Annotated in this window: 13 protein-coding genes; 12 read left to right on the top strand and 1 reads right to left on the bottom strand. The window is 30.0% G+C overall.

What is annotated here, in order from left to right:
* Positions 1-3: 3 nt before the first annotated feature.
* The 11 genes from I4V16_RS01675 to I4V16_RS01625 all read left to right on the top strand — a co-directional run bounded on the left by I4V16_RS01675 (position 4) and on the right by I4V16_RS01625 (position 10989).
* Positions 4-822: a carbohydrate ABC transporter permease gene (locus I4V16_RS01675; RefSeq protein WP_027097980.1), complete on the top strand. Its 819-nt coding sequence runs from the start codon at positions 4-6 to the stop codon at positions 820-822.
* Positions 806-2101, top strand: coding sequence for an MBL fold metallo-hydrolase (locus I4V16_RS01670; RefSeq protein WP_055254291.1), 1296 nt, complete (start codon positions 806-808; stop codon positions 2099-2101). The genes I4V16_RS01675 and I4V16_RS01670 overlap by 17 nt, the downstream gene beginning before the upstream one ends.
* An 18-nt stretch (positions 2102-2119) precedes the next feature.
* Positions 2120-3385, top strand: a complete 1266-nt coding sequence (locus I4V16_RS01665; protein ID WP_027097978.1) for an ABC transporter substrate-binding protein — start codon at positions 2120-2122, stop codon at positions 3383-3385.
* A gap of 56 nt (positions 3386-3441) precedes the next feature.
* Complete coding sequence (locus I4V16_RS01660) at positions 3442-4953, top strand: bifunctional UDP-sugar hydrolase/5'-nucleotidase (protein WP_195966395.1); 1512 nt, start codon at positions 3442-3444, stop codon at positions 4951-4953.
* A 133-nt stretch (positions 4954-5086) separates the two neighbouring features.
* Positions 5087-5284, top strand: a complete 198-nt coding sequence (thiS, locus tag I4V16_RS01655; RefSeq protein WP_195572747.1) for a sulfur carrier protein ThiS — start codon at positions 5087-5089, stop codon at positions 5282-5284.
* Positions 5285-5286: 2 nt separating this feature from the next.
* Positions 5287-6096, top strand: a complete 810-nt coding sequence (gene thiF / locus I4V16_RS01650) for a thiamine biosynthesis protein ThiF (protein WP_195966393.1) — start codon at positions 5287-5289, stop codon at positions 6094-6096.
* 5 nt (positions 6097-6101) lie between these two features.
* Positions 6102-6878 carry a thiazole synthase gene (locus tag I4V16_RS01645; protein ID WP_195966391.1) on the top strand — a complete coding sequence of 259 codons (777 nt, stop codon included), beginning with the start codon at positions 6102-6104 and terminating at the stop codon, positions 6876-6878.
* A 12-nt stretch (positions 6879-6890) separates the two neighbouring features.
* Positions 6891-8042: a 2-iminoacetate synthase ThiH gene (thiH, locus tag I4V16_RS01640; RefSeq protein ID WP_195966389.1), complete on the top strand. Its 1152-nt coding sequence runs from the start codon at positions 6891-6893 to the stop codon at positions 8040-8042.
* A complete protein-coding gene (locus I4V16_RS01635; protein WP_195966387.1) occupies positions 8035-8625 on the top strand; it encodes a thiamine phosphate synthase in 591 nt (196 codons plus the stop codon). The genes thiH and I4V16_RS01635 overlap by 8 nt, the downstream gene beginning before the upstream one ends.
* A 192-nt stretch (positions 8626-8817) precedes the next feature.
* On the top strand, positions 8818-10059 hold the full coding sequence (locus I4V16_RS01630; protein ID WP_195271181.1) for a glycoside hydrolase family 3 protein: 1242 nt from the start codon (positions 8818-8820) through the stop codon (positions 10057-10059).
* Between the two features lie 120 nt (positions 10060-10179).
* Positions 10180-10989, top strand: coding sequence for a hypothetical protein (locus I4V16_RS01625; RefSeq protein WP_055183784.1), 810 nt, complete (start codon positions 10180-10182; stop codon positions 10987-10989).
* Between the two features lie 117 nt (positions 10990-11106).
* Here the strand turns inward: I4V16_RS01625 and I4V16_RS01620 are convergent, their stop codons facing one another.
* A complete protein-coding gene (locus I4V16_RS01620; protein ID WP_027097971.1) occupies positions 11107-11586 on the bottom strand; it encodes a hypothetical protein in 480 nt (159 codons plus the stop codon).
* 804 nt (positions 11587-12390) lie between these two features.
* On the opposite strand from I4V16_RS01620, the gene I4V16_RS01615 reads away from it, so the two are divergent.
* Positions 12391-13149, top strand: coding sequence for a MurR/RpiR family transcriptional regulator (locus I4V16_RS01615; protein ID WP_027097968.1), 759 nt, complete (start codon positions 12391-12393; stop codon positions 13147-13149).
* Positions 13150-13178 lie beyond the last annotated feature (29 nt).

Below are 13178 nucleotides of genomic sequence, written 5' to 3'. Positions count from 1 at the left end.
GAGATGAAAAAGTTTAATTCAGTTTTGTCAAAAACATTCATTCTTATAATGGCATTAATTACGTTATTTCCTTTTGTATATATGATTCTAGCAAGTTTCATGACATATCAAGAGGCAACAAGTATACCGCCAACATTGATTCCTGAAAAGTTCAACTGGAGCAATTTTTCAGAAGCAATGAAGCAAGCACCATTTGTTAGATATTTCTTTAATACAATTTTAGTTTCAGGAATATCAACAATAGGTACAGTTTTAACTTCAGTTTTAGCAGCTTTTGCTTTAGTAAAGTTAGAATTTAGATTTAAGAATCTTTTAGTTTTAGTTATGGCAGCATTATTAATGGTTCCATATGAAGTTACAGTATTTACAAATTATCAAACAATTGCACAATTTGGATTATTAAATACATACACAGCTTTAATAGTTCCATCACTTGCAAGTGTATTTTATATATTCTATCTAAAAGAGTATTTAACTAGTATTCCAATATCTTATTATAAGGCAGCAAAGGTAGATGGATGTGGAGATTTAGAGTTCATAAGAAGAATTTTAGTTCCATTAGGTAAGCCAGCTTTATTCACAATGGGAATATTAAGCTTCATTAATGGGTGGAATTCATTCCTATGGCCAATACTAGTTACAAATAGTAAGGAAATGAGATTATTAAGTAACGGATTAAGTGCATTTGCTACTGAAAGTGGTACAAATGTTCAATTACAAATGGCTGCTTCAACTATAGCTATAGTTCCAATACTAATTTTATATTTAGTATTTAGAAAGCAGATAATTAGAGGAGTTGTTAAGAGTGGCGTTAAAGGATAAGAAAACTAAGATTACTTTCCACAATGGTATTTTAACTATAGGTGGAACAATTATAGAAATTGCATATGAAGATAGTCATATCTTCTTTGACTTTGGTAGTGAATATAACCCAAAGGCACCAGTGCAACCAACAGACTTACAAGGATTATTAGATGAAGGATTAGTTCCTTATTTAAACAATATGTATGACCCAAGAATTCCTTTAAAGGGATATGAATCAAAGGAAGATAGTTTTAAGAATACAGCGGTATTCCTATCACATGTTCACTTAGACCATTCAAAGATAGTTAACTATTTAAATCCTTCAATTCCTTTATATACATTAGAAGGAACAAAGTCTTTATTAAACACTTTAAATATTAAGGATGATTTCTTATTCCCACTTCATGTTAAAGAAGGAAAGAATACAAGAGGCATAATTGGTGTTAAGGAAAATGAAGTAATAAAAGTTGGAGAAATTGAAGTAAAGGTAATGCCTGTTGACCATGATGCTTATGGAGCTTGTGGCTTACTTATAAAAACTCCTGATTTAGTTATATCTTACACTGGTGATATTAGATTACATGGATATAGAGAAAATGATACATTAAACTTCTGTAAGGAAAGCGAAGGCTGTGATGTTCTTTTAATTGAAGGTGTTTCAGTATCATTCCAAGAGTTTGATGAAGATGTAAGTGATAAAGAAATATCTAATGAGCCAGAATTATTAGATAAGATTAATGAAATTGTTAAGAACAATCCAGATAAACAAATAACTTTTAATTATTATATTTCTAATATTGAAAGAATTAAAAAGATAATAGAAACTAATCCAAGAAAGGTTGTTTTAGATGCTTATTATTCTTATGTAGTTAAAGAAGCAACAGGATATCAATCATATTACTATCAATTAGATGATAAAGATTATGGATTAGATGCAGTTTATAAAATTGATTTTGAGACCCTTTTAAATGACCAAGGTGATTTCTTCTGGCAATTAGATACTCTTGCCTTAGAACATATAGATAAACTTAAGGAAGGTGGAATTTATATTCACTCGAATGCTGTTCCATTAGGTGATTTTGATCCAGCTTATGAAAAGTTCATAGACAATCTTGAATCACACAAAATTGAATTTGTCAGAACTTCTTGTAGTGGTCATGCTCATCCAAATGACTTGATTAAGATAATTAACTTAATTAAGCCTAAGCTTTTAGTGCCTATACATTCATATCGTCCAGAGAAACTTTATAATGAAAATGGCGATAGACTATTACCAGAGAAAAAACAAACAATATAACTATGCGGAGGGAAGAGCATGAAATTTAAAAGATTATTAGCTTTAGGTCTAGTATTTATGTCTGCTGCTATGGTTGGATGTGGATCAAAAGGAAATGACACATCAAGCGCAGATATCGTAACTGAAATTAAAGAGCCAGTAGAAATTACTTTCTGGCATGCCATGAATGGAGATTTAGAAAAATCTCTTACAAGCTTAACTGAAAAGTTTATGGCAGAAAATCCAAACATAAAGGTAACTTTACAAAACCAATCAAGCTATAAGGATTTACAACAAAAGATAACAGCAACAGTTGCAAGTCCTAAGGATTTACCAACAATGACTCAAGCATATCCTGACTGGATGTTCAATCCAATAAAGGATAACTTAGTTACAGATTTAACTCCATATATTGAAAATGAAACTTTAAAGTTTGATAACTATGAAGATATATTACCAAGTTTCAGAGAAGCAGCTAAAATAGATGGAAAGATCTATGGAATGCCTTTCAACAAGTCTACAGAAGTTTTATGGTACAACAAGACTTTACTTGATGAACTAGGATTAAAGGCTCCAACTACTTATGACGAATTAGTTCAAGTTGCTAAGACTATAAAAGAAAAGAAGGGTATAGCTGGTGCTGGATTTGATTCATTAAACACTTACTATACAACTTTCTTAAAGACTGAAGGAAAAACTTTCGATTCAAGCTTTGATGTAACAAGTGAAGCATCAGCTAAGGCTCTTAACTACTACTTAGAAGGAGTTAAGGAAGGTTACTTCAGAATTGCAGGAACAGACAACTATTTATCAGGACCATTTGGTAATGGAACTGTAGCTATGTACGTTGGTTCAAATGCTGGTGAAAACTTTGTTAAACAAGGTGTTGGTGATAAGTTTGAAGTAGCAGCTGCTCCATACCCAACAAGTGCTTCATTACAACAAGGAACAGATTTATATGTGTTCTCAAGTGCTACAGCTGAACAAAAGACTGCAGCATACATGTTCTTAAAGTTCTTAACAACTAAAGAAAACCAAATTACTTGGGCTTCTGAAACTGGATACATGCCAGTAAGACAAAGTGCTATTGATTCAGAAGAGTACAAAAAGTCAGGAAGCTTAATAGCTCCAATACTTTCAGATGCAACTAAGAATCTTTACACTAATCCAGTTGTTTCAGGTGCAGATGCTGCATACCGTGAAGCAGGTACAGTAATGGAAACTGTATTAGCTAATCCAAGCAATGCAGATGTAACTAAGACATTAGAAGGATTTAAGACTACTTTAAAATCAATCTGGGAATAGAATAATTTAGGGCTGTATCAATAGAGATACAGTCCTTTTGTAAATAGGAGGTTTTTATGAAGATTGCTATATATCAAACAAGCGATTTACATGGATTTGTTTATCCGACTAATTATGTAACAGAAAAGCAATTAGGAATACTTAAAATAGGAAGCTATATATTAAAGGATAAGAAAAATTATGATGCTTCATTAACTATAGATTGCGGAGATTTAGTTCAAGGTTCTTCTCTAACTCATTATTTATCAAAGAAGAATCCTGAGGTGAATCCTATAGTTCAATGCTTAGAAAAAATAGGTTATGATGCCTATGTACTTGGTAATCATGAATTTAACTATGGATTAGATTATTTAACTAAAGCTTATACTCCTATTTCAGAAAAAGTTATTAATGCTAATATTGAAGGGTTAGCATTTAAGTCAAAACCATATAAAATATTTGATTTTAATGGATTTAAAATAGGATGTATAGGTCTTACAACCTCATTTATACCAAACTGGGAGCAAGAAAAAAACATTAAGGGAATTAAATTCTTAAATCCTGTTGAGGTATATGGAAAATATGAAAAAGAGCTAAAAGAAAAAGCAGATTATATTATTGTTTGTTATCATGGCGGATTTGAAAAAAGTTTAGATGAGAATATGACTCCTACTGAGAAGTTAAATAAAGAAAATCAAGGAAGTGAGTTATTAGAAACTTATGACTCTATAAATATGATTTTAAGTGGACATCAACATAGATCCTTCGCTACTAAAATCAAAGGGGTAGTTTGTACTCAACCTTTAAATAATGGTCAAAACTTTACTAAGATAATTTTTGATACAGAAACAAAAGAAGCTACTTTTGAATTAGTGGATGTTAGTAAGTTAACTGATGATATTAATCCAGATTTAGAAAGTCTTTTTACAGAGGTAGAAGGAGAACTTCAAGAGTACTTAGATAAGGAAATTGGAGAGTTTGATAAGGACATTTTAATGGATGATATATTTGAAGGAAGATTAAAAGGGCATCCTTTTATAAACTTCTTACATCAAGTACAGTTAGAAGAATCAGGTGCTGATTTCTCTGTTTTATCACTATTTGATACTGCCATTGGATTTAAAAAAAATGTTTCCATTAGAGATGTACTAATTAACTATCCTTACCCTAACACAATGATGGTTCTTAAGGTAAGAGGAGATAAGTTTAAGGAAGCAATGGAAAAGAGCGCTACTTACTTTGTTCTTAATGATGGTAAGGTAGAAATAAATGAAGAGTTCTTAGTTCCAAAGGTGCAAAATTATAACTATGATACTTTTGGGGGAATAACTTATGAAATAGATTTATCAAGGGATTTCTATGATAGAGTTGTTTCTATAAAGAAAGATGGAAAAGAAATAGAGTTAGATAAATATTATACAGTGGTTATGAATAACTATCGTGCAACTAATACTTCAATTTACCCATCTTATGAAGGGGCAGAAGTAGTAAAGGAAATTACAAAAGAGATGAGTGAGCTTATAATAGATTACTTTGAAAAGCATCATACTGTAAAAGCAATAGAAGAAAGTAACTACATAATCAAATAATGGATATATTTACATAGAATGCAAAGTGTGTTATTATATTAACAGAGTGATCAAGGTATCACGAAGGGGGACACCACCAAGGGTGTCATTCCTTCGTGATACCTTTTTTTAGTTTAAAAAAAGGAGGGATAAGATGATTAAGGTAAATGGTGAACTTATTAATGGATGTGAAGGTAAGACTTTAAGTGAATTCCTATCTAATGAAGGATATGAAATTACTAGAATTGCTGTTGAATTAAATGGAGAAATAGCAAGAAAAAAGGATTATCAGAGTATTATTTTAAAAGAGAATGATACCTTAGAAGTTGTAACCTTTGTAGGAGGGGGCTAAAGATGAAAATAGTATTAAATGGACAAGCTATAGATACTAATTGTAAAACTCTTTATGAACTAAAAAGAGAGTACTTTGAAGACAAAGAGAATATTGTAACCATAATTGAGGGCTTTGCCACAAATGATGATGTAGAATTACATGAAAATAGTGAAGTAACATTTATTGAAAAGGGAAAGCTTCCTTCAAAAGAAGTTTTTGAACATATGCTTTGTGCAAGACATACTCCAAAGGTTCATGAAAAAGTAAAGAGAGCTAGGGTAGCAGTTGCAGGACTTGGTGGTTTAGGGTCTAGCATAGCAATAAGTTTAGCTAGAACTGGGGTTGGAACCTTACATTTAATTGATTTTGATATAGTTGAGCCAAGCAATTTAAATAGACAACAGTATAAAATATCTCATTTAGGAATGTTTAAAACAGAGGCTTTAAAGAAGGAAATATCAGAAATAAACCCTTTTGTGGAGGTAATAACAGACAGGGTTAAGGTAACAGAAGAAAATTTAGAAAGTCTTTTTAAGGATGATGATATAGTATGTGAGGCCTTTGATAATCCAGAAGGAAAAGCTTTGTTAGTCAATGGTGTTTTACAATATTTCCCAGAGAAAAAGATTGTTGCATCCTCTGGAATGGCTGGATTTGAAAGTAGTAACACAATAAAAACAAGAAAAATAACTAATGATTTTTATCTTTGTGGAGATGGAGAAACATCAGCAAGGATTGGTAGAGGCTTAATGGCGCCACGTGTAGGTATATGTGCAGGCCATCAGGCTAATATGATTTTAAGATTAATTTTAGAGGAAAAGGATGTGTAAGTTAAATGGAAAATAGAGATGATAAATTAATTATAGGTGGACATGAGTTTAATTCAAGATTTATTTTAGGCTCAGGAAAATACTCTCTTGATTTAATTAAAGCAGCTGTTGAAAATGCTGGTGCAGAAATAATAACTCTTGCCTTAAGACGTGTTAATGGTGGTGGAAAAGATAATATTTTAGATTACATTCCTAAGGGAGTAACTTTATTACCTAATACATCAGGAGCAAGAAATGCTGAAGAAGCAGTAAGAATAGCAAGACTTGCAAGGGAACTAGGTTGTGGAGATTTTGTGAAAATTGAAGTTATAAGAGATAGTAGATACCTGCTTCCAGATAATTATGAAACAATAAAGGCTACAGAGATTTTAGCTAAAGAAGGATTTGTAGTTATGCCTTACATGTATCCAGATTTAAATGTAGCAAGGGATTTAGTGAATGCTGGAGCATCAGCAATAATGCCACTTGCAGCACCAATTGGGTCAAACAAGGGATTATGTACAAAGGAATTTATTAAAATTTTAGTAGAAGAAATAGATTTACCTATTATAGTTGATGCTGGAATAGGTTCACCTTCTCAAGCTTGTGAGGCTATGGAATTAGGGGTAGATGCAATTATGGCTAATACTGCAATAGCAACTTCAGGAAACATACCATTAATGGCACAAAGTTTTAAGAAAGCAATTGAAGCAGGGCGTGAAGCATACATAGCAGGCCTTGGACGTGTTTTACATAAGGGGGCTTCTGCTTCATCTCCATTAACAGGATTTTTGGAAAAGTAGGAGGGGATTAACATGAGAGAAAGAACAAATCATATGGAATATACCCCTGGAATGGAAATAATAGAACATGATATTTTTAATAAAGTAATATCCGAAATGAATTCTTATGACTATAATTCGTATACTGAAGGGGATGTAAAAAGAGCTTTAAATAAGGATAGCATTAATTTAGATGATTTTAAGGCATTACTATCTCCAGCTGCCTTTCCATTTTTAGAGGAAATGGCAAGAAAAGCACAGATAGAAACAAAGAAGCACTTTGGAAATTCAATATATATGTTTACTCCTCTTTATATATCTAATTATTGTGAGAATTACTGTATTTATTGTGGCTTCAACTGTTACAATAAGATTCATCGTGCTAAATTAAATGCAGAAGAAATAGAAAATGAAATGAAAATAATTGCAGATACAGGACTTGAAGAAATCCTAATTTTAACTGGTGAAAGTCCAAGAATGTCTGATGTTAAATATATAGGAGAGGCTTGTAATATAGCACGTAAGTACTTTAAGGTAATAGGGCTAGAGGTTTATCCAATGAACTCTGAGGATTATGCTTATCTTCATGAATGTGGTGCAGATTTTGTTACTGTATTCCAAGAAACTTATAATTCTGATAAGTATGAAACCTTACATTTAGAAGGTCATAAGAGAATATTCCCTTATAGATTCAATGCACAAGAACGTGCAATAATGGGTGGAATAAGGGGAGTAGGTTTTGCAGCACTTTTAGGGCTAGAAGATTTTAGAAAGGATGCCTTTGCAACAGGAATGCATGCATATATGCTTCAAAGAAAGTATCCTCATGCTGAAATTGCTTTTTCATGTCCAAGGTTACGTCCAATAATTAATAACGATAAAATTAACCCTAAGGATGTACATGAGCCTCAATTATTACAAATAATAACTGCCTATAGATTGCTTATTCCTTCAGCAAATATAACAATTTCAAGTAGGGAGTGTGCAAGGTTTAGAGATAATATTATAGATATTGCAGCAACTAAGATTTCTGCTGGAGTTGATGTTGGAATTGGAGGCCACACAGGAGAAAATAAGGGGGATGAACAATTTGAAATATCAGATGGACGTACTGTAGATGAGGTTTATACTGCAATAGTTGAAAAAGGTCTACAGCCTGTAATGAGTGATTATTTATATGTTTAAGATAATTGCTGTTACCAATAGGAAGTTATGTCATATTGATTTTTTAGAACAAATTGAAACTTTGGCAAAATCAGAGGTGGATTCAATTATTTTAAGGGAAAAGGATCTTAGTGAAGAGGAATATTATGTTTTAGCTAAGAATGTACTTAGAATATGTGAAAAGTACAATAAGGAGTGTGTTCTTCATAATTTTGTAGGTGTAGCTAAAAGGTTAAATCATAACAAGATTCATCTATCCCTTCCAATGTTAGAAAAACACCACAATGAAGTTAAGAATTTTGAAAAGGTAGGAGTATCTATTCATTCACTAGAGGAAGGTGAAAGAGCAATAACCCTTGGAGCAACTTATCTTACAGCAGGTCATATATTTCAAACAGACTGCAAAAAGGACTTAGAACCAAGGGGACTAGCCTTTTTAGAGAATATTTGTAGAGGGGTAGATGTACCTGTTTATGCTATTGGTGGAATTTCAAAATATAATATAAATTTAGTTAAGGAAACATGTGCTAATGGTGCTTGCTTAATGTCATTCTTTATGCAAAGTAATGATTTTATATCAGATATTAGCGTTTTAAAAATATAAAATAGTAAGAAACAAGGTTAGGTATATAACCTTGTTTTTTTATTTATCTCTTTAATTGTAACTAAATAGTTATATTTAAAGTTATTAATGTGATTATATTGAGATAATTAAAATCTATAATTAAAAGTGGAGGAGGGGAATAATAAAAAATGATAATAAAAACTAATTAAATAAAGATTAGGGGGAAGATTTATGAGAAAATTATTAATTTCAGCAGCTCTTACTCTTACAATGATTGGTGGAGTTACAGCTAGTTCGGCTACTATTTTAACAGGGAAAAATGAAAGTATTAACAAAAAAGTAGAAGATAAAATAAGTACAATGACATTAGAAGAGAAAGTAGGACAAATGATGTTCTACGGAGTTAATGGGACGAATGTAGATGATAAAGTAGTAAATTTATTTGAAGATCAACATGCAGGAGGCATTATTTTATATGGTCATAGAAACTTTTGGGGAAGTAGTTTAGATAATAATGTTAAGTATGTAAATTCAATTAAAAAAGCTAACAGACAAAATAGTGATATACCTTTATTTATTGGGTTTGATGAAGAAGGAGGAAGTATGTCACAATTGCCTCAGGAGTTAATGAGAACACCTTCTAAAGGAGAGTTAGGAAATACAAATGATTCAAGTTTAGCAACTGGAATAGGAGCTGGTACTGCTAAAAAATTAAAGCTATTAGGAATAAATACGGATTTTGGTACTGTTTTAGATATTAATACTAATAAAAATAATCCAATTATAGGGGTAAGATCTTATGGCTCAACAAAGGAAAAGGTAACAGAGTTTGGTATTAATGAACTAAAAGCAATACAAAATGAAGGGGTAATCCCAACAGTAAAACATTTTCCGGGACATGGAGATACGGAGGTGGATTCTCATTTAGGGCTACCATCATTGAATCATGATTTAAATAGATTAAAAAGTACAGAACTTGTTCCTTTTCAAACTGCCATAAATAATGGAGTAGACATGGTAATGACAGCACATATTATGCTTCCACAAATTGATAAAGAGTACCCAGCAACTATGTCTAAAAAGATACTAACAGACTTGTTACGTGATGAAATGGGTTATAAAGGAGTTATTATTACTGATGATCTTGAAATGCAAGCTATAAGTAAGAACTGGGATTTAGGAGAAGCTGCAATAAAATCAGTTGAGGCAGGTGCAGATATTTTATTAGTTTGCCATACAATAGAAAATCAACAAAAAGTATATAATTCTGTAGTTCAAGGAGTTAATGATGGAAAGATTGATGAAAATAGGATAGATGAAAGTGTTAGAAGAATTTTAAGATTAAAATATCAATATAAACTTTCTGACAAGGCAAATAATCCTACTCAAGATGATATAAATAATGTAAATGGCTTCATATATGAAAGCATACAAAAGTATAATTCTAAAGTAGTTGAAGCAATGTATAAATAGATAAAAAAATCCATGGCTAAATAGTCATGGATTTTAAATTTAAACAGTGATGATTTCGTTTACAAAAAGTGTTATGATATAAGTAGGCAATGAATTATGCTTTAAGAAAGAGGGGATGTTATGAGATATCAAGATTATAAAGAAAAAGTATTAAATCACTTAGAAGAGTACAAGTTAAACTCCTTAGGTTGTGTAAAAAATGGGCTTTATCAAAATAAGGAATATGGACACATATTACCAAGTGGATTTAGACCATTAAATTTTCTTTTAGGAGTTAATCAACCTAAGGATATACATTATCACATGCATTCACACCACTTAAATTCATCTCAAATTATGTGTATAAACTTTTTTGAGCCAATAATGAAAGATAATTTACTAATTGATATTTTAAAAGATACTTTAAAGATTAATATTCCAGATCACACAAAGATAATATTTTCAAAATTTGAATATGGAGCTCCAAAAGGAAAGGATGGGACAACCTTTGATTTCTTTATAGAGCTTATAACTGGAGAAAAAATATATTTTGAAGTTAAGTATACTGAGCAAGGCTTTGGAAAAATTAGCAAAAGTAAAGAAACTAATAAGCTACCTGAAAAATATGAACACAAATTTACTGATGTTTATATGAAGCAGTTAGGGGAAAGCATGCATTTAAAAGAATTAGTTAATGATAAGGACAAGTTCTATTCTAATTATCAGTTATATAGAAATGTTTCATATATAAAAGGGGATAAAGATTATGTGGTTTTCTTATATCCATATGATAATGACAATTTAGCCCAAGAAATGAATGAGGTGAAGGATTTAAAAAATGTCTATTCATTAGATTGGAAGGAGCTTTCAACAAAAGCATTAGATCATACTAAAAACACTCACAAGTATAGAGTATATAAAGAGTTTTATGATAAATATATGGATATATAAAGGGACTAACACATATAAAACAACAACATGAAATATGTTGTTGTTTAAAGGTCATAAAGCTAATAAAAGGTTGAAGTTTTCTTCAACCTTTTATTTTTAGAAAATAAACATAGAATTTTAGTTTAAGTTTAGTGTTAAATTATTAATTAAATCTTGACCAGATTTAATTTGAATTGTATTTTTATCTAACCACTGAATATCCTTATCTATATTAATTTTATATGACGACACAAAATAAGCTTTTGGTATAGGCTTTTTAAAAAAATGAAAATGTTTTTCAAAAAAGCTATACTGAAATTTACCATTAAATGATGAAGTTTCTGTTACAATTAGTGAATAATTTAACTTATCATTTTGTACAATGTAATTATATGTAGGATTATTCAGAGCTACAGAACAAAGAATCGTTAATATTATTAACATAACACCCACTTTGGTAAAGGTTTTATTATTTATTAGTTTTAAGAATATTAGGAATATAGTTGAATTAATAAATAAGTAATAAAAAGAGTTTATAAAGTAATATTGATATTTATAAGCAATAAGTTCACAAATTAAAATTATAAATAATATTATATATGCAATTTTCTTTTTCAAATAATTATTCCCCTTTCGTTGAATAAGTTGTTTTTTACAATATATATATTATATTACATTTTATCTCTGTTTGTGTATCATATATTGCAATTCTAATAGGTTACAATCTAGAGTTACGACGACATTTTAAAATAAAAAAATTATAAGGACAAAGATAATAATTTTATAATTTTCTTACCTTAAGTAGGAAGGGAAATGTATATTTATTTTGGTGTGACTTGGAGCTTGTGACGTAACAAGAAAAATAAATATCTATTCAATTACGTCAAGTAGTTTAATTCTTCTTTAGAATTTATCCATATTTCAGTGTAACCACACTTACAGCAAATATAAATAATAAGGATTTAATAATTTAGGCATAATACACTTTTGCATTTGAACTGGGGGAGCCTTTACTACTTTAATTTCATCTGAATTACATTTTAAACATTTCATTTAAGAGAACCTCCACTCTTCTTTTTAAATATCTACCACACCTTATAAATTTATTATAAATGAGTTATGGATTATAATTCCATATAATTGTTTTGTTTAAATATAAAAATATATAAAGAAACAAATATATAAATATATAAATATATAAATATGCAGTAAATAAGCTGGCTTAGACAGTTCTCTTTAAGAGGACTTCAAAAAGAAAATATAAGCAAAATATTCTTCTCATATATTATAATTCAGAGTTACAATGATATTTTGAAATAAAAAAATATAAGGACAGAGATAAATATCTATGAACCTTGCGAAAGCTAAGTAAAAATGCTATTCTCAAAGTAGTGAACAAGAGAAAAAAGTAGGAGTGGGAACATGAACTTTGAGGAGAGAGTTTTATTAAATGAGTTGAGATTAACAGATACAGATGACCAAGTGGTGGATTATATACGAGAAGATTATAGTAGATTTGTAAATCAATCTGTCCAGAAAGTAGCTGAAGATTTATTTACTGTACCTAATACTATAGTAAGATTATCTAAGAAGCTAGGTTATAAAGGCTTTTCAGATTTAAAGTTTTCATTACGTGCAGAACTTGAAGGAAAGACTGGTGAATTAAAAGGAGAGACTTTTAAAAATCTAGAATTAATTCCTGATACAATTAAAAAAACTTTAGACATTTTAGATAATAAAATAATTGATAAATTAGTAAGCCAAATAAAAGAAGCTAAAAATGTATACTTCGTAGGAATAGGAGATTCAATATATTTTTGTGAGATGTTTGCAAAGAATATAAGATGCATTGGAATAAAAGCTGAGTATTTTAATCATAGACACGATATGATGTATGCAGCAGAAAATTGTGATGATAAGGATTTGTTTATTGCTATAAGTGTAAGTGGTGAAAGCAAACAGATATTAGATGTGTGCAAAATTGCAAAAGAAAGAAATGCAAGTATAGTTAGTATGACTCATTTTAATAAGAATTCACTTATGGATATTGCTGATATAAATATTTTCTTTTGGGCACCTAGAGTTGAGATACATAAATATAATGCTCCAGATAGAATAGGAATAATGCTTATTATAAGGATCATAAATGAAGCTTTATGGAAAGATTATAATTGTGTATAAATACACAATGTATTAAATAAAAAGAAATA

Origin of the sequence: Clostridium sp. 1001283B150210_160208_E6, from assembly GCF_015669365.1 — a bacterium.
GTDB classification, from domain to species: Bacteria; Bacillota; Clostridia; order Clostridiales; family Clostridiaceae; genus Clostridium; species Clostridium paraputrificum.
Note: the sequence above shows the minus strand (reverse complement) of the source record. Positions and strands in the feature narration are given on the sequence as shown.

Coding starts and splice junctions, on each gene's coding strand:
- I4V16_RS01675 (WP_027097980.1), top strand. CDS start 4: ATGAAAAAGTTTAATTCAGTTTTGTCAAAAACATTCATTCTTATAATG.
- I4V16_RS01665 (WP_027097978.1), top strand. CDS start 2,120: ATGAAATTTAAAAGATTATTAGCTTTAGGTCTAGTATTTATGTCTGCT.
- I4V16_RS01660 (WP_195966395.1), top strand. CDS start 3,442: ATGAAGATTGCTATATATCAAACAAGCGATTTACATGGATTTGTTTAT.
- thiS (WP_195572747.1), top strand. CDS start 5,087: ATGATTAAGGTAAATGGTGAACTTATTAATGGATGTGAAGGTAAGACT.
- thiF (WP_195966393.1), top strand. CDS start 5,287: ATGAAAATAGTATTAAATGGACAAGCTATAGATACTAATTGTAAAACT.
- I4V16_RS01645 (WP_195966391.1), top strand. CDS start 6,102: ATGGAAAATAGAGATGATAAATTAATTATAGGTGGACATGAGTTTAAT.
- thiH (WP_195966389.1), top strand. CDS start 6,891: ATGAGAGAAAGAACAAATCATATGGAATATACCCCTGGAATGGAAATA.
- I4V16_RS01635 (WP_195966387.1), top strand. CDS start 8,035: ATGTTTAAGATAATTGCTGTTACCAATAGGAAGTTATGTCATATTGAT.
- I4V16_RS01630 (WP_195271181.1), top strand. CDS start 8,818: ATGAGAAAATTATTAATTTCAGCAGCTCTTACTCTTACAATGATTGGT.
- I4V16_RS01625 (WP_055183784.1), top strand. CDS start 10,180: ATGAGATATCAAGATTATAAAGAAAAAGTATTAAATCACTTAGAAGAG.
- I4V16_RS01615 (WP_027097968.1), top strand. CDS start 12,391: ATGAACTTTGAGGAGAGAGTTTTATTAAATGAGTTGAGATTAACAGAT.